The 16457-nt window shown below is 56.5% G+C and carries 12 protein-coding genes, 2 tRNA genes and 4 other RNA genes; 7 read left to right on the forward strand and 11 right to left on the reverse strand.

Annotated features, from left to right (window positions below; translation table 11 throughout):
• Positions 1-49: 49 nt before the first annotated feature.
• Positions 50-2593 carry a glucans biosynthesis glucosyltransferase MdoH gene (gene mdoH / locus EBL_RS11780; protein WP_002440191.1) on the reverse strand — a complete coding sequence of 848 codons (2544 nt, stop codon included), beginning with the start codon at positions 2591-2593 and terminating at the stop codon, positions 50-52.
• Positions 2586-4121 (reverse strand): glucans biosynthesis protein MdoG, encoded by a 1536-nt coding sequence (gene mdoG / locus EBL_RS11785; RefSeq protein ID WP_126298299.1) that lies wholly within the window; start codon positions 4119-4121, stop codon positions 2586-2588. The genes mdoH and mdoG overlap by 8 nt, the downstream gene beginning before the upstream one ends.
• Positions 4122-4392: 271 nt before the next feature.
• Here mdoG and mdoC point away from each other — a divergent pair, with 271 nt between their 5' ends.
• Positions 4393-5541 carry a glucans biosynthesis protein MdoC gene (gene mdoC, locus EBL_RS11790; RefSeq protein WP_014716083.1) on the forward strand — a complete coding sequence of 383 codons (1149 nt, stop codon included), beginning with the start codon at positions 4393-4395 and terminating at the stop codon, positions 5539-5541.
• A 33-nt stretch (positions 5542-5574) separates the two neighbouring features.
• Here the strand turns inward: mdoC and ymdB are convergent, their stop codons facing one another.
• From ymdB to ghrA, 4 genes are all read right to left on the reverse strand, one after another.
• Positions 5575-6117, reverse strand: a complete 543-nt coding sequence (ymdB, locus tag EBL_RS11795; RefSeq protein ID WP_002440187.1) for an O-acetyl-ADP-ribose deacetylase — start codon at positions 6115-6117, stop codon at positions 5575-5577.
• A gap of 186 nt (positions 6118-6303) precedes the next feature.
• Complete coding sequence (locus EBL_RS11800) at positions 6304-6873, reverse strand: TorD/DmsD family molecular chaperone (protein ID WP_002440185.1); 570 nt, start codon at positions 6871-6873, stop codon at positions 6304-6306.
• A 21-nt stretch (positions 6874-6894) separates the two neighbouring features.
• A complete protein-coding gene (locus tag EBL_RS11805; RefSeq protein ID WP_002440184.1) occupies positions 6895-7632 on the reverse strand; it encodes a phosphatase in 738 nt (245 codons plus the stop codon).
• A 68-nt stretch (positions 7633-7700) separates the two neighbouring features.
• Positions 7701-8642 carry a glyoxylate/hydroxypyruvate reductase GhrA gene (gene ghrA, locus EBL_RS11810; protein ID WP_002440183.1) on the reverse strand — a complete coding sequence of 314 codons (942 nt, stop codon included), beginning with the start codon at positions 8640-8642 and terminating at the stop codon, positions 7701-7703.
• A gap of 213 nt (positions 8643-8855) precedes the next feature.
• Here ghrA and EBL_RS11815 point away from each other — a divergent pair.
• The 6 genes from EBL_RS11815 (at position 8856) to EBL_RS20005 (ending at position 9939) form a co-directional block, all read left to right on the forward strand.
• A tRNA-Ser gene (locus EBL_RS11815) sits at positions 8856-8943 on the forward strand.
• A gap of 44 nt (positions 8944-8987) precedes the next feature.
• Positions 8988-9125: non-coding RNA, RtT sRNA (locus EBL_RS19990), on the forward strand.
• A 184-nt stretch (positions 9126-9309) separates the two neighbouring features.
• A tRNA-Ser gene (locus EBL_RS11820) sits at positions 9310-9397 on the forward strand.
• A 43-nt stretch (positions 9398-9440) separates the two neighbouring features.
• Positions 9441-9578, forward strand: a non-coding RNA gene (locus EBL_RS19995) — RtT sRNA.
• 43 nt (positions 9579-9621) lie between these two features.
• A non-coding RNA gene (locus EBL_RS20000) (RtT sRNA) lies at positions 9622-9759 on the forward strand.
• A gap of 42 nt (positions 9760-9801) precedes the next feature.
• A non-coding RNA gene (locus EBL_RS20005) (RtT sRNA) lies at positions 9802-9939 on the forward strand.
• Positions 9940-9980: 41 nt separating this feature from the next.
• Here the strand turns inward: EBL_RS20005 and phoH are convergent.
• From phoH to putP, 5 genes are all read right to left on the reverse strand, one after another.
• Positions 9981-10769 carry a phosphate starvation-inducible protein PhoH gene (phoH, locus tag EBL_RS11825; RefSeq protein WP_002439649.1) on the reverse strand — a complete coding sequence of 263 codons (789 nt, stop codon included), beginning with the start codon at positions 10767-10769 and terminating at the stop codon, positions 9981-9983.
• Positions 10770-11246: 477 nt separating this feature from the next.
• Complete coding sequence (efeB, locus tag EBL_RS11830; RefSeq protein WP_002439648.1) at positions 11247-12515, reverse strand: iron uptake transporter deferrochelatase/peroxidase subunit; 1269 nt, start codon at positions 12513-12515, stop codon at positions 11247-11249.
• 4 nt (positions 12516-12519) lie between these two features.
• Positions 12520-13641: an iron uptake system protein EfeO gene (gene efeO, locus EBL_RS11835; RefSeq protein WP_002439647.1), complete on the reverse strand. Its 1122-nt coding sequence runs from the start codon at positions 13639-13641 to the stop codon at positions 12520-12522.
• Positions 13642-13666: 25 nt separating this feature from the next.
• Positions 13667-14500 carry an iron uptake transporter permease EfeU gene (gene efeU, locus EBL_RS11840; RefSeq protein ID WP_002439644.1) on the reverse strand — a complete coding sequence of 278 codons (834 nt, stop codon included), beginning with the start codon at positions 14498-14500 and terminating at the stop codon, positions 13667-13669.
• Positions 14501-14684: 184 nt separating this feature from the next.
• Positions 14685-16196 carry a sodium/proline symporter PutP gene (gene putP, locus EBL_RS11845; protein ID WP_002439643.1) on the reverse strand — a complete coding sequence of 504 codons (1512 nt, stop codon included), beginning with the start codon at positions 16194-16196 and terminating at the stop codon, positions 14685-14687.
• Between the last annotated feature and the right edge of the window lie 261 nt (positions 16197-16457).

Consider the following 16457-nt stretch of genomic DNA (forward strand, 5'->3'; position numbering starts at 1 on the left):
CGGCCCTCAGGTCGGCATTTTTGCCATAGTGCGCCGCAAAAGTCGCGACTTATCCGTGCGGTTTAAACGCCTGCGGATTGAGATGGCACTGATCGTACTGCTGAACCCAGGATGAGTATTTCTCAGGGTTCGACCAGACCCGGTAATGCATGCGCGCCATTGTGACAGGGTCACTTAGCAGCACCAGGCGCCGATCCCGGTTGAGCTTGTCCGGGTTCTCGTTAAGGGCCTGTTCAACATGCCGGTCACGGGCAATCTCCAGCACGTGGCTGGCCCGGTGACGGGCGGTTGCCATTGCGCAGGCCAGGGCATTCAGCGACGGGTTAAACACCGCGTGCATAAATCCGTCACTCAGCTCACGGCTGCGGTTAAGCGCCAGGTAAGTATCGGTTGCCTGTAGCACCTTCGGCTGCTGGTACTCTTCCGGGATCAGGAACAGTTTCCAGCGACGGGTACGTAGCCCGACGGTTGCGCGGCTGGAGATAACCGACACAAACGGCGACAGGATAAGCGAAACCACAATCGGCGCCAGCCAGAACAGGAAGCGCAGATCCAGCCAGGCCATACCCGCTGCCCACACCAGACCCAGTAACATCTGCGAGCCGTGGCGCATAAACGCCTCACCCCAGGGGGTGGAGTCGTCATCACGCTGGGGTGAGTTCCAGACCACTTCCCAGCCGAGGAACGCGCTCACCACAAACACCGTGTGGAACAGCATACGCACCGGCGCCAGCAGCACGGAGAACAGCACCTCCAGCAGCAAAGAGATGGTCACCCGGATAAAACCGCCATACTCCCTGGTGCCCTTGCACCAGATAAGAATAATACTCAGCAGTTTAGGCAGGAACAGCAGCACCATGGTGGAGGCAAACAGCGCGATTGCCAGCTCCGGGCGCCACTGAGGCCAGACCGGGAACAGCTGCCGGGGCTGCAGGAAATACTGGGGCTCGGTCAGAGCATGCACCACCTGCAGCGCGGTAGACAGGGCCAGGAACATAAACCACAGCGGTGCCGACAGGTAAGACATCACCCCGGTCAGGAACACGGCACGGTGTACCGGGTGCATCCCTTTCACCAGAAACAGGCGGAAGTTCATCAGGTTACCCTGGCACCAGCGGCGGTCGCGTTTCAGCTCGTCCAGCAGGTTCGGCGGTAACTCTTCATAAGATCCCGGCAGGTCATAGGCGATCCAGACCCCCCACCCCGCACGGCGCATTAAGGCGGCCTCTACGAAGTCGTGAGACAGGATAGAGCCGGCGAAATTCCCTTCACCCGGCAGCGGTGCCAGGGCGCAATGCTCGATAAACGGTTTCACCCGGATGATCGCATTGTGCCCCCAGTAGTGGGATTCACCCAGCTGCCAGAAATGCAGACCCGCAGTAAACAGCGGCCCGTATACCCGGGTAGCAAACTGCTGGCAGCGGGCATACAGGGTGTCCATACCGGAAGCGCGCGGCGCAGACTGGATAATCCCGGCATTCGGGTTGGCTTCCATCAGCCGTACCAGCCCGGTCAGGCACTCACCGCTCATCACGGAGTCGGCATCCAGTACCACCATATAGCTGTACTGTGAGCCCCAGCGGCGGCAGAAATCGTCGATATTGCCGCTTTTGCGTTTCAGGCGGCGGCGACGACGGCGGTAGAAAATCTGCCCTTCCCCGCCCACTTCCGCAATCAGCTCCATCCAGGCTTTCTGCTCAGCCACGCAGATATCCGGGTTGTAGCTGTCGCTGAGGATATAGACGTCAAAATGCTGTTGCTGCCCGGTCGCCTTAACCGACTCCCAGGTGGCGCGCAGCCCGGCGAAGACGCGGTTTACGTCCTCATTACAGATGGGCATGATAAGCGCCGTGCGGTGCGCCGGGTTCAGCGGCTCATCCCCGACAGTTGAGGCGGAAATACTGTAGCGATCCTTCCCGATAAGCAGCTGAAGGAAGCCCATCAGCGCCGTCCAGAAGCCGGAAGAGACCCAGCAAAACAGAATGGCAAACAGGATAAGGATGCCGCTTTGCAGCACATAGGGCAGCAGCTGCATAAACGAGATCCACAGATCCTGCCCCACCATATCTGCCGGGTTAATCAGCGCCCAGCCCTGGTAGGGCAAAATGGTTTTCATATACCAGGTGGCGATAACGGTCTGCACCAGGGTGAGGATCAGCAGCACATAGCGGCGAAGGGTCCCCACGGTGCGCCATTTCATCTCGTGGGCTTTTTCTTCATCGCTCAGGCGGTTCAGATAATCTGACGAGTTATCCTGGCCACGCAGACGATCCCAGAAGCGGCCCACCGGGTTGGTGCGCCACGGATCAGGGATCATGGAGGAGCGGTGAATTTTCGGCATGGCCTGAAGCTGATCGCGATTTTCGCTATCTTTGATCAGCTGCTGACCTCCCAGAGAGTCCGGCCAGGTCGCCTCTAAGCGGGCGGCGACCGATCCCTGGGCGGCGTCATCTTCGCGCGGGAAGGTGCGGTGCTCCGCATCCAGCGCCTGATGGAGAGCCTGTAAATCCGATTTCGGAAGCGCCGCTTTCTGCTCAGCAGAAAGCGGAAGGGACGCAATATAATCGGGCATGGTTTCAGTCGACTTATTCATTAGCAGGTAGCTGGTAGCTCCAGGTTTCACTCAGCGTCTGATCGCCATTCACCAGCGCCGCACGCATGTCCGTGGTTTTCTTATCGTCTTTCAGTTTCACGCGCAGCGTTAAACGCCAGCCTTTAGTGACCGGGTTATAGCGCACACTGTTTTCAACGATTTCACCGTTATCACCAATACTGGTTTGCGCAGTGACCGGGGTGTTTTCCGCCAGTTTTTTCATCGCCGGGCCAGCAAAATCCACCACAAACGCGATGGTGCCATCAGGCTGGCGAATCAGGTTAGACTGTTTTACATCCCCCGTGGAGCGGCGGGTCTGCACAACTTGCGCGCTGTCTGCCGCGTGCAGTTTTTCTTCGTCCCGGCTGAAGGTGATGTTGTACTTATAGTTCATCTCCTTGCCCGCTGCCGGCAGCTGATCCGGGGTCCAGTAGGCCACGATATTATCGTTGGTTTCGTCATTGGTGGGGATCTCCACCAGCTCAACCCGGCCTTTACCCCAGTCACCTACCGGGGTAACCCAGGCACTGGGGCGCTTGTCATAGCGATCGTCCAGATCTTCAAACCGCGCGAACTGACGACCACGCTGCAACAGGCCAAACCCTTTCGGGTTTTCGGTGGCATAGCTGCTTACCGCCAGACGTTTAGGATTGTTCAGCGGACGCCAGATCCACTCACCATTGCCAGCCTGAATCGACAGACCGTTAGAATCATGCAGTTCCGGGCGGAAGTTAGTGGTCGGTGAAGGCTGGTTCGGCCCGAACAGGAACATACTGGTCAGCGGTGCCACCCCGAGCTTACCTACCTTGTCACGCAGGTACACTTTAGACTGCACATTGACCACCGTATCCCGGCCAGGTATCACCACAAACCGGTAGGCACCGGTGGCTCTGGGGGAGTCAAGCAAGGCAAAAATGGTGATGCGCTTTTCGTTGGCTTTCGGGCGCTCTATCCAGAATTCACGAAAACGCGGGAACTCTTCCCCGGACGGTAAAGCCGTATCAATGGCCAGGCCGCGGGCCGACAAACCATAGGTTTGCCCGGCGCCGATCATGCGGAAATAGCTGGCGCCGAGGAAGCTGGCAATTTCATCCTGTTTATCTTTGCTGTTCACCGGATACAGCACTTTAAACCCGGCGAAACCAAGATCTTTTACGCTGTCTTTATCATGTTTAACGTTGCCAAAGGTAAAGTAATCCGGGCTATATTTGATTCTCCGGACACTGTTCGCCGTGACTTCGTTGATCACCACCGGCGTATCGAAGTACATCCCCTGGTGATAAAATTCGAGTTTGAACGGGGTTTTAATCTTGTTCCAGTATGCCTTCTCATGATTGAACTGGATCTGTTGATAATCCGCATATTTCATATCACGGAACAGGGACGGCAAGTTGCTCTTCGGCGCTTCATAGGCTTTGCCAGCCAGTGATTTTGCTTGTTTTGCGACATCATCAATAGAGAAGGCCCACACTGAAGTAGTATAAAGAGACAGCACAACTGCCGCGCTCAGCCAACCCATTTTCATCATTTTTGGTTGTTTGTGTTTCATATTAACCAGCACATCCCCCTTTGTGTGCTTAAATCAATCCGATCCATTTTAATGGTAGTGCTGCAATCCCACAACCAGATACCCGCCTTGTGGCACTCACTGGCTCATGCTTTAAGCAAATAAAAGAGCGTACGCTGACCATTACCGGCGCTATTCGCAGACATCCCGGCAACTTTCGTGTACTGTGACCTGATTCTAACGCCACCGAGAGTAAGCATAAGGCGAATTGTCTGAGATTCTGCGGAGTGATATGAGTAAGACCCCCCCACAGCGTGAATTCTTCCTTGATTCCATTCGGGCCTGGCTGATGTTGTTAGGCATTCCATTTCACATATCCTTAATCTATTCAGCACATCGCTGGCATGTGAATAGCGCAACCGCCTCCTGGTACTTAACGCTGTTTAATGATTTTATTCACGCATTCCGCATGCAGGTCTTTTTTGTTATTTCCGGTTACTTTTCATACATGCTGTTTTTACGCTACCCGCGCCGGAAATGGTGGAAAGTGCGGGTTGAGCGGGTCGGCATCCCGATGCTGACAGCCATTCCTTTATTAACCCTGCCGCAGTTTATTTTCCTGCAGCAGATCAAAGGTCAGTGGCATAACTGGCCCAGCCTGAGCCTTTACCAGAAATACAACACATTAGTCTGGGATTTAGTCTCGCATCTGTGGTTTCTGCTGGTGCTGGTGATCCTCACCACCTGCGCACTTATCCTTTTTCAGCGGCTGAAAAAAAATAACCGTCTGTTCCTGCAGGCAGCATATACACAACCGCTGACGATGAAAAAACTTTCAGTGCTATTTTTTGTACTGGGTTTGCTATATGCCGCCCTGCGTCGCGGCCTGTTTATTCTGCACCCGGCGCTGCTGAGCGACGGATTGTTTAATTTTACAGTTATGCAGACCCTGTTTTATTTACCCTTCTTTCTGCTGGGCGCGCTGATTTTTAAAAACGCGCAGCTCAAGGCGCAGTTTATCGCGCCGTCGCGCGGGTGCCAGGCGGGCGCGGCGCTGGCCTTTATTGCTTATCTGCTTAACCAGCATTACGGCAGTGGCGATCAGTGGCTTTATGAAACCGAGAGCGTCATTACGATGGTTCTGGGGCTATGGATGGTGAATGTGGTCTTTTCGTTCGGCCACCGGTTTCTGAACGGGCACTCGGCGCGGATCACCTACTTTGTTAACGCGTCGCTGTTTATCTATCTGGTGCACCACCCCCTCACCTTAGTGTACGGGGCGTGGATAACCCCCCATATTCACTCCAGTTTGCTGGGGTTTGCCGGCGGGCTGGTGTTTGTTATCGGTATTGCGCTGGTGCTGTATGAAATCCACCTGCGCATTCCGCTGCTGCGGTTTTTATTTTCCGGTAAGCCACAGCCTAAAAACAGCGCGGCCTGAAAATACCCGGCAGAGCAGGCTCTGCCGGTACGATTACAGCACTTTGTGGTCGGCAAGATCCGCCAGTAACTGCTGATACAGCGCCAGTGTCTGCTCATCAAAGCAGACAAACAGCACCAGATCCGGGTGCTCACGCCGGGTGATATAGCGGTTAACCGTCGCCACCGCAATTCTGGCCGCCTGGTCTGCGGGGTATCCGTAAGCGCCGGTGCTGATGGCCGGAAATGAAATGCTGTGGTAGCCATTCGCGCTCGCCAGCTCCAGACTGTGGTGGTAAGCCTCCTCCAGCAGTTCCGCCTCCTGGTGATTGCCACCGTGCCAGACGGGCCCGACGGTGTGGATCACGGCCCTGGCGGGCAGATCACCGGCACCAGTAATGACCGCATGCCCGGGGGCACACTCCCCCTGTTGCTGGCGGATCTGTTTGCATTCGGCCAGCAATGCCGGGCCAGCCGCCCGGTGAATTGCGCCGTCAACCCCACCGCCACCCAGTAAAGACGGGTTTGCCGCATTGACGATAACATCAACCGGAATGCGGGTGATATCGCCGGAACACGCACGCATGCGTTGCAGCATATTCCCCTCGTGATTAACCATTGTTGTACTCCAGTTCTGACGCTCAGTGATGCCGGGCGCACTGCGACACCCGGTATCAGTCACCTGATTCTGCGCTATTTATGCGAGCTTTTTCCCGGGCGGTACAGGTGAGAAATCCTATTTTGAGAAGTGCCTCAGCTATTCGGCTTGCTGAGGCGGCAGGCATTATTCTTCGGGCGTTGCGCAGGCTTCGTCATCTTCCTGAAGATCATCCCACATGGCCTGAATCGCATCCCGGGTCACAATGGCCAGGGTGCGCCAGAAAGCGGTTGTGGCATGGGCCTCGGTTTTACCTAAAAAGGTGCCACACCAGGGCAGCAGGAAATCGGCAAAGAAGGTGGTCAGCGCTTCGGTTTCATCGTCCAGGCGCTGATCTTCCAGCCAGGATCCCGCCAGCAGGATCTGGCCGAAATGGTCAACGGCCCCTTCCGGTAATGGCATACCGCGCTCTGTCAGATACTGGCGGACATCCGGTGCTCCGGGCTCCACCCAGGCCGAGCGGTACGGGGATACGCGCGGATCTTCACCGCCGAACAGGGCCTGATAATCGGCGTTAATCTCATCCGCCGCCGCATGTTGTGCCAGGCGGGCCAGCAGTTCATCCTGCTCCAGCGGCCAGTTTGCCGCCAGTTTGCCCTCACGGATCAGCGTATACACCGGGGCCAGCACCGGATCCTGCGGCTGGCGGTAAAATAAAGAGCCCAGTACGCGGCACAACAGAGAAAAATCATTCATGGGTTATATCCATTAAAAACGTCAAAGAGAGGCGAATTCCGCCACCGGTTTCATGCCTCTGAACTCAAGAAAGTCCAGCAGCCGCCGGGGAGTAACATTCAGAATGCGATCTTCGGGAAAGTCCACCGCATCAAGGATTTTACGGCATTCGCTAAAATCACCAAGGGTAAACGCCGTGTGGGAGTCAGAGCCAAGGGCCAGCCAGCCGCCCGCATCGCGGACTGCTTCAGCCACCGCGCGGCAGTTCTGCTCACTGCCTTTGCGGGAATGGGTAAAAGAAGAGTTGTTGATTTCCAGCGCCACGTGGTGCGCTGCCGCCGCCCGAGCCACGGCCCGGATATCCAGCGGAAATTTAGGGTTACCCGGGTGGCTGATGATATGCACCTGACCACTGGCAATAGTGGCAATCATGGCTGCGGTGTGGCTTTCAGCATCCCGGGGCGCAAAGACCGGCTCATGGAAACCGGCAATAATTAAATCCAGGCTGGCGCGCATCCGTTCATCACAGTCGATCTCTCCGGCGGTATTTTTAATATTCGCTTCAATACCGCGCAAAATCCCCACACCATCGACCATGCGCGGCCAGATGCGCATATTGATAAAATGCCAGGGATGGGGCGCATCCGCCATTTCCGGGCCATGGTCAGTTATCGCAAACAGCGCAATGCCTTTCTGGCGGGCAACAGCGATATAGTCGTGCAGGGTGCTGTAGGCGTGGGTACTGGCGACGGTATGCATATGCAAATCTACGGGGTACATGGCATTCTCCTTACAGATACGTCGCCAGAATAACAGTTATTGGCCGCCTTTTTTAGCCCGCCGGGCTATCAGTACCCCCGCACCAGATCCACCTGCCCGCCCGGGTAGCTCCCCGCTTCAATGCTGAGCATGGTTTTCCCGATAAACGCGACCGCTTCCGGTGGCCGGGTGACTGCGGCGATATGCGGGGTCATCACCACCCGGGGGTGGCGCCACAGGGGGCTGGCGACCGGCAACGGCTCTTTACTGAATACGTCAAGCATGGCGCCTTTGATCTGCCCGCTGTCCAGTGCGGCCAGAAGATCGTCCTCCACCAGGTGGATCCCCCGGGCGAGGTTGAGCACAAAAGATTCGGGCCGCAGCTGGCGCAGTAAATCCGCATTAATGATCCCGGCGGTCTGGGGGGTATTTGGCAGCAGGTTTATCAGCACCCGGGTGCCCTCCAGGAAGGCGGGCAGCTCATCCTGCCCGGCAAAGCTGGTCACGCCGGGGTAGTCTTTGCGGCTGCGGCTCCAGCAGCGCACCGGGAAGCCCCACTGCACCATGCTGGCGGCCACTTTCGCCCCCAGCACCCCTGCCCCGAGAATACCGATGGTAAATTCACTGTGGCGGTATTCGGCCAGCGGTTGCCACTGTTCCTGCGCCTGCTGGCGCTGGTAGTCATCAAAACGCCGGAACCAGTGCAGCACCTGGCTTACGGCGTATTCCTGCATTTGCAGCCCCATTCCGGTATCTTCCAGGCGATAAAGCGGTATCCCCTGGGGGAGCATATCCGGGTGTGCTTTAAGCTGGCTGAGAATGCTGTCGACCCCGGCCCCAAGCGCAAATACCGCTTTAAGCCCGGTGCGCCCGCGCAGCATTTCCAGCGGCGGGTGCCAGACCAGGGCGTAATCCGCATGTTGGTTGTCGCCTGGTTGCCAGACACGCACCCGGGCGCCGGGTATATTGTTTTGCAGGTTTTGTACCCACCAGGATGAATCAAAGGTGGGGTGATAGAAAATAACGTCCATACAGCCTCCTGATTTTTTTATGGATTTTGGCCAGTGGCTATTCTGCCACATCCGGGTATGGACTAAAAAGTGACATTTATCGATGTTAAAACCGGCAGATTGTCTGAAGTTTGGCTAATCGGTACAGTCGGGTAAAAAAAGGCGTTGACGCCGCAGGTGGTTTTCCCTAAATTAGCGCCCGTTCCGGCAGCGGTGCTGCGGGGATGACAATATGGTGAGGTGTCCGAGAGGCTGAAGGAGCACGCCTGGAAAGTGTGTATACGGCAACGTATCAAGGGTTCGAATCCCTTCCTCACCGCCATATTTTAAGAAGAGCTCGTCCTTGCGGACGGGCTTTTTTTTTTACATATTCTCCGCGAGGAAGGGTGAGAACCCTTGAACAGGGTTCGACAGCCGCCACCGGCGGCTGGACGATGCGCCCCGCGCATCGCCCGCAGGGCGAGCCGGGCAACGCCCGGTGAGTCAATCCCTTCCTCACCGCCATATTTTAAGAAGAGCTTGTCCTTACCAGCCCCCGCTAACGCCCCCCTCTATTCCCTCAAAAACAGTACGAAACGTTCATCACTTAACCGAATAGCGCTGAATCACAAAAATAATCTTGACCGGGATAGCCCATCCCCCTATAGTAGCGCCCGTTCCGGCAGCGGTGCTGCGGGGATGACAATATGGTGAGGTGTCCGAGAGGCTGAAGGAGCACGCCTGGAAAGTGTGTATACGGCAACGTATCAAGGGTTCGAATCCCTTCCTCACCGCCATATTTTAAGAAGAGCTCGTCCTTACGGATGAGCTTTTTTTTTGCATATTCTCCACGAGGAAGGGTGAGAACCCTTGACCAGGGTTCGACAGCCGCCACCGGCGGCTGGACGATGCGCCCAGCGCATCGCCCGCAGGGCGAGCCGGGCAACGCCCGGTGAGTCAATCCCTTCCTCACCGCCATATTTTAAGAAGAGCTCGTCCTTACGGATGCGCTTTTTTTTTGCATATTCTCCACGAGGAAGGGTGAGAACCCTTGACCAGGGTTCGACAGCCGCCACCGGCGGCTGGACGATGCGCCCAGCGCATCGCCCGCAGGGCGAGCCGGGCAACGCCCGGTGAGTCAATCCCTTCCTCACCGCCATATTTTAAGAAGAGCTCGTCCTTACGGATGAGCTTTTTTTTGCATATTCTCCACGAGGAAGGGTGAGAACCCTTGACCAGGGTTCGACAGCCGCCACCGGCGGCTGGACGATGCGCCCCGCGCATCGCCCGCAGGGCGAGCCGGGCAGCGCCCGGTGAGTCAATCCCTTCCTCACCGCATACCGGCCCTGCCCCGCCACCGGTCTTATTTACCCCCTACCCTCACCCATACGCATGCAGCGTTTTCTGGCACAGTACCGAGCGCACGCAGTCATCCTTATTAAACCGCACAACGCTTATCATCTCGTCATCGTGAAAGCGGGACAACGCATCGCTGAGCCCGGATGTCACCCCCGCCGGTAAATCGCACTGGGAAATATCCCCGTTCACGATAACCGTGACATTCTCCCCCAGCCGGGTTAAAAACATTTTCATTTGCGCCGCCGTAACATTTTGCGCTTCATCCAGAATCACAAAGGCATTTTCAAAAGTACGCCCGCGCATATAGGCAAATGGCGCTATTTCCACTTTGCCTATTTCCGGGCGCAGACAATATTGCATAAATGAAGATCCAAGGCGGCGTAATAACACGTCGTAGACCGGCCTGAAATAGGGGGCGAATTTTTCAGAAATATCGCCGGGTAAAAACCCTAAGTCCTCATCCGCCTGGAGTACCGGGCGGGTCACAATAATCCGCTCCACCTCTTTATGAATTAACGCCTCCGCCGCTTTGGCGGCACTAATAAACGTTTTTCCGCATCCGGCCTCGCTGGTGGCGAATATCAGGTGCTTTGTTTCAATGGCATCAAGGTAAGATTGTTGCGCAGCGTTTCGAGCCTGAACCGGCCGGGTATCCCGCGACTCCCGGGCCATACCAATGGATTCCACTCCGCTCATTTCAACAAGCGAGGTGACCGATTCCTGTTCACGTTGTTTATAACTGCGCGAATCCCGGCGCAGTACACGTTTTGCCTCACGACGCGCTTTGATCACTGCTTTTTGTCTTCCCATGGACGACACCTTACTGTTGGTTTCATTCCCCGCACCGTTTTACGGCGCGATTATGCTTACTAACGAATGAGGTTTGGCTTCCTTGTAAGCCATAAGTGTCTGAGGGTGAAATAACGCACAATGCGGCCGGACAGCCACAGTTGCACATATAAGCCGGTTGATTACTGTGAAACAGAGAAATGAAAAGTCAGGAAGGGAACGGGCGGGGTCATTAACTCCGCGCTCTGTGGTCAGGGTTTTGTGCTGATATCCGGTACAACTTACCCGCATTCGCGATCTCCATAGTGAAAGGTTTTTCACAACCGGGAACTACCGCTGTTGGTTTAATTACACTAGATACAACCAAAAGATCAACAATATTTTTACTTATTTTTAACTAAACCCCGGCGTGATAACCCGAGTATGGCAGCGAAATATGACAGAAAAATATCAGCCGGACCCCCCCTCACAACTCCGGGGGGTATCCGGCACGGCAGATCAGGCTTCCAGCAGCCCCTGGCCGAGGTAGTGCTGCGCGTCAGGAACACCGGGGAAGGCAAAAAAGTAGCCGCCGCCTGTGGGGCGCACGTACTCTTCCAGCGCCTCGCCATTCAGGCGCTGCTGCACCGCCAGAAACCCTTTTTCCAGATCGTGCTGGTAGCAGACAAACAGCAGGCCCATATCCAGTTGCCCGGAGGCAGAAACCCCGGCGGAATAGCTGTACCCGCGGCGCATCATCAGGCTGGAGGCCGTCTGCGCTGTGCGGGGGTTCGCCAGGCGGATATGGGCATCCAGGGCGATGGTCTCCCCCTGCGGGTCGCGGCTGTAGTCCGGCACATCATGTTCATGGTGCATTCCCAGCGGTGCGCCGCTGAGCTTATCGCGCCCGAAGATAGTTTGCTGCTCCTTAAGGGGCGTGCGATCCCAGGACTCCACGTGGAACTGGATTATGCGCACGGCCTGGTAGCTGCCGCCGGTCATCCAGCCGGGCTCCTGCTGATCCGGGGTGACCCAGATAACTTGTTCCATCAGCGGTTTATTTTTGCTGTCCGGGTTCGCCGTACCGTCTTTAAACCCGAACAGGTTAACCGGTGTTTCGCGCCCTTCACTGCGCGCGGCATGGCCGGAAATAAAACCGTCCCGCTTCCAGCGCACACTGAGCAAATCCGGCGTGTGCTTGATAATATCGCGCAGCGCATGCAGCACCGTATCCGGCGTATTGGCACAGATCTGGAGCAACAGATCCCCGTGACACTGGCTGGCATCCAGGGCGTCATTGGGAAAGCGGGTCATGGTTATCAGCTTTTTCGGGCGCAGTGGTGCCAGCCCGTAGCGCTCGTCAAACAGCGTCATCCCGGCGGAGACCGTAATGGTCAGATTATCGGGGTGGATCTCCCCCCCGAGGATGCCGGAATCCACCGGCGGCATACGCGGGTCCGGGGTGGCGGGCGCAGGCCCGCCGTGGGTTAAGAAGGCGATACGCCGGGTTAGCAGGCGCATCAGCCGGATAAGCCCGGCTTTATCCGCCGCCAGGACATCAAAAGAGACCAGCAGCACGGAGGCCTGCTGGGGGGTCAGAATGCCTGCCTGATGGGGGCCATAAAACGGCTGGCGGCGATCGCGCCGCAGCGGATCGCCGCCTGTACGCGGGGTGGCACCATGGGCCACCGGGCACCCGGCGGCCAGCGCGGTGGTGAGGATCCCGAGCCCCTTTAACAGCTGGCGGCGTGCCGGCTGTGCTGGCGTGTTTTTTTGTTTCTCCGTCATCGGGTTAGTCCAGGCCCAGTACACCACGCAGCAGCGAGAGATCTTCGGCCAGCGCCGTCACCGGCCCTTTCAGGGCCCGGCGATCTGCCTCAGTCAGCTTGTCATAGGTGGCAAAGCCCTCCGGGGTCCGGTACTTCGCCAGAATGGTATCCACCGTTTTAAAGTTGGTGTCGACCTTCGCCAGCAGCGGCGCGTTGTCTTTTTCCAGCTGCGGGCGCAGCAGGCTGACAATTTTCTGGGCGCCGTCGATATTGGCCTGGAAGTCCCACAGATCCGTACGGCTGTAGCGCTCTTCCTCACCGCTTATCTTACTGGCGGCCACCTCTTCGATAAGCCCTGCCGCACCGCCGGCCACTTTACCCGGCGGGAACGCCAGCGCCGCAATGCGCTGTTGCAGATCCTGAACGTCTTTATTCAGCTGATCCGCATAGGTGTCCATCCCCTGAACGCTGTTATCGCCGAACAGGGCTTTTTCCAGCCGGTGGAAGCCGGTAAATTTCGGATCGGCCGCTTTTTGCTCGTAATCGTCTTCACGGGCATCAATACTGCTGTCCAGATCGGAGAACAGCTCCGCTATCGGCTCGATGCGCTCATAGTGCTGGCGCGTTGGCGCATACAGCGCTTTCGCCCTGGCGATATCCCCGGCTTTCACCGCGGCGGTAAAGGCACTGGTCCCGGCAACCAGGGCCGCCACTTCGGCGGTCACATAGTCTTTATAGCGGGCGATGGGCTCAGCCAGGGGCAGCACACCGGCACTGGCCGCTTTCCCCCCGGCCCCGTTAACAATCAGCTTGCCTTTCGGGTTGCTGAGCAGGCCGCAGGTCATATCGTATTCACCGGGGGCGAGGTTCGCCGTCAGTTTCTGGGAGAATCCCGGGGCAATATTTTCCCGCTCTTCCACCACCATAACCCCTTTGAGGATCTCCCACTCCAGGGCTTTCTGGCTGTGGTTGCGGATAATAAAGCGCGTCTTTCCGGCATTTACCGTCAGCGACATGGGCTCACACTGTTTATCGGTAACCGTGACTTTCACCTCAGGAATATCCTGAGCACTGGCCGCAAAACCGCTGCATCCCAGAGCTGAAGCCAGCACAACCGATAAAAGTTTCGGTGAATAGACCTTCATCATGACCTTCCCTTAATAAAAAATATTAACGCCCGCTACCGGCGGCCTGAGCAGCCAGCCGCGACGGCGAGAAAAAGCACCACAGCGCCGGCAGCAGGTATGCCAGCCACACCACAACTTCACTGACCGACGGGGACTCCTGGTAACCGAAGATCCCCTCCAGCAGCGTCCCGAATAAGGTATGCGTAGAGAGATGATTGCTGAGATCAAAAGCCACACCCTGGAGGCCATTCCACAGACCGGCCTCGTGGAAGGCGCGAATGGCGCCCGCCGCCAGGCCTGCGGCCACCAGCAAAATAAACAGACTGGTCCAGCGGAAAAAGACCGCCAGGTTCAGGCGCACGCCGCCAAGGTAAATCAGAAAGCCCAGCACTATCGCCGTGCCCAGGCCCAGCAGCGCCCCCAGGGGCGGCCAGATACCCACATCCTGCTCAAACGCCGCCAGCAGGAAGAACACCGACTCCAGCCCTTCCCGGGCCACCGCGAAGAACACCATCAGCACCAGCGCCCAGGCGTGGCCCCCGTGGCGCTGCAGGGCACTGTCGACAGCCTGCTCCAGCTGCACTTTTACATTGCGCGACACTTTGCGCATCCAGAACACCATCCAGGTCAGAATCACCACCGCCACCACCGCGACGATCCCTTCAAACAGCTCCTGCTGCTTCTGGGGGAATTCGCCGGTAGTCCGGTTAATAAAGATCCCCAGCCCCAGGCACAGTAGCACCGCGAGGATAACCCCAACCCACATGACCCCCAGATAGCGCCCGGGCCGGGTACGCTGCAGATAACTGGCAATCAGGCTGACAATCAGCGCGGCTTCAAGCCCTTCACGCAACATAATCAGAAACGGCACAAACATCGCGCATACCCTTTTAATGAAAAGAAAACTCAACAAACGCAAAAAAGCGTAAATGAAAGTGATAGCGATTATCATTATGCGTAGCAGGAATACAAGAGGGGAATGTAAAAATAAATGATATTTAATGTAAAAAAAACGGACGCAGCCCGTAGGTGCGTCCGTCTGATGTCAGCGGGGAGTAAGGTTACTCGGCCGTGGCAGGTTGTTTCACGGCGGTGCCGTTGTAGTGGGCATCGGCTTCAGCAAAGCGACGCTGAATACTGGCGGAAGGTGCGCGGCTCAGCAGGCTGACCACCACAATCCCGATGCTGGCAAAAATAAACCCGGGGATGATTTCATACAGATCCAGCCAGGCATACTGCTTCCAGACCACCACCGTCACAGCACCGATAATCATACCGGCCAGGGCCCCGTTGCGGTTCATGCGTGGCCACAGGACCGAGAATAAAATCACCGGGCCAAAAGCCGCACCAAAGCCCGCCCAGGCATAGCTGACCAGACCCAGCACGCGGTTTTCCGGGTTAGACGCCAGGGCAATAGAGACCAGAGCGACCACCAGCACCATCAGGCGCCCTACCCAGACCAGCTCGTTCTGGCTGGCATTTTTACGCAGGAAGGCTTTATACAGATCTTCGGTAATCGCACTGGAGCACACCAGCAGCTGGCAGCTTAAGGTGGACATCACCGCCGCCAGAATAGCCGACAGCAGCACCCCGGCTATCCACGGGTTAAACAGGATCTGGGTCAGTTCAATAAATACCCGCTCGCCGTTCTGGTTAACCGCCCCGGCCTGTGCCGGGTTATTGGCGAAGTAGGCAATCCCGAAGAAGCCAACAGCCACCGCGCCCGCCAGGCAGAGGATCATCCAGGTCATGGAGATACGGCGCGCCTGAACAATGGTGTGGTGTGAATCTGCCGCCATAAAGCGCGCCAGAATATGGGGCTGGCCGAAATAGCCCAGCCCCCAGCCCATCAGCGAGATAATCGCCACCAGGTTCAGCCCTTTGAGCATATCCACGTTTTCAATGCTCTTTTGCTGAATAACCGCCAGCGAATCGCCAAACCCGCCTACCGCCAGGATAACAATCACCGGGGTCAGGATCAGGGCGAAAATCATCAGACTGGCCTGGACGGTATCTGTCCAGCTCACGGCCAGGAAGCCGCCAATAAAGGTATAAATAATTGTTGCCGCCGCCCCTAACCACAGGGCCGTGCCGTAGTCGATACCAAATGTACTTTCAAACAGCCGCGCACCGGCCACAATACCGGAGGCACAATAAATGGTGAAGAACAGCAAAATCACCAGCGCAGAGATGATCCGCAGAATACGGGCACCATCTTCAAAGCGGTGGGTAAAATAGTCCGGCAGGGTCAGCGCGTTATTATTGGCCTCGGTATGGACACGTAAACGCCCGGCGACCAGTTTCCAGTTGATCCACGCTCCGAGCACCAGGCCGATGGCAATCCAGCTTTCGGAAATACCGGAAAGATAAATGGCGCCGGGCAATCCCATTAACAGCCAGCCGCTCATATCAGAGGCGCCAGCCGATAAGGCAGTAACAAAGGGGCCAAGGCTGCGGCCACCGAGAATATAGTCATCGAAGTTTTTTGTCGAACGCCAGGCAATAAACCCAATCAGGATCATGCCAAAGATATAGACAAAAAAAGTCACCAACAGAGGTGTGCTTACGGTCATGCAGATTCTCCGAATAATGTTGTGCTGCTGTTTGCTGTTTTTAAAATCCCGCGGCGCCAGAAAGTGACGCAAAACCCTGTTGTGATATGCGGAGCGGTTATCCTGCCGCGCCCGGAAATTATTTACAAATAAGTTAACATAATATTTACATACGCTGTTACCCGGGGAAACGCTAAATTTTCGGAGGTTGCACTCGCTCACAATTTTTTAGGTTGTACCATAAAAAAACGTTAAGTGGAGCATATAAACCGAATTAATCCA

Source organism: Shimwellia blattae DSM 4481 = NBRC 105725 (assembly GCF_000262305.1).
GTDB classification, from domain to species: domain Bacteria; phylum Pseudomonadota; class Gammaproteobacteria; order Enterobacterales; family Enterobacteriaceae; genus Shimwellia; species Shimwellia blattae.

Coding starts and splice junctions, on each gene's coding strand:
- putP (WP_002439643.1), bottom strand. CDS start 16,196: ATGACCGTAAGCACACCTCTGTTGGTGACTTTTTTTGTCTATATCTTT.
- mdoG (WP_126298299.1), bottom strand. CDS start 4,121: ATGATGAAAATGGGTTGGCTGAGCGCGGCAGTTGTGCTGTCTCTTTAT.
- mdoC (WP_014716083.1), top strand. CDS start 4,393: ATGAGTAAGACCCCCCCACAGCGTGAATTCTTCCTTGATTCCATTCGG.
- EBL_RS11800 (WP_002440185.1), bottom strand. CDS start 6,873: ATGAATGATTTTTCTCTGTTGTGCCGCGTACTGGGCTCTTTATTTTAC.
- EBL_RS11805 (WP_002440184.1), bottom strand. CDS start 7,632: ATGTACCCCGTAGATTTGCATATGCATACCGTCGCCAGTACCCACGCC.
- ymdB (WP_002440187.1), bottom strand. CDS start 6,117: ATGCTGCAACGCATGCGTGCGTGTTCCGGCGATATCACCCGCATTCCG.
- phoH (WP_002439649.1), bottom strand. CDS start 10,769: ATGGGAAGACAAAAAGCAGTGATCAAAGCGCGTCGTGAGGCAAAACGT.
- efeB (WP_002439648.1), bottom strand. CDS start 12,515: ATGACGGAGAAACAAAAAAACACGCCAGCACAGCCGGCACGCCGCCAG.
- ghrA (WP_002440183.1), bottom strand. CDS start 8,642: ATGGACGTTATTTTCTATCACCCCACCTTTGATTCATCCTGGTGGGTA.
- efeU (WP_002439644.1), bottom strand. CDS start 14,500: ATGTTTGTGCCGTTTCTGATTATGTTGCGTGAAGGGCTTGAAGCCGCG.
- mdoH (WP_002440191.1), bottom strand. CDS start 2,593: ATGAATAAGTCGACTGAAACCATGCCCGATTATATTGCGTCCCTTCCG.
- efeO (WP_002439647.1), bottom strand. CDS start 13,641: ATGAAGGTCTATTCACCGAAACTTTTATCGGTTGTGCTGGCTTCAGCT.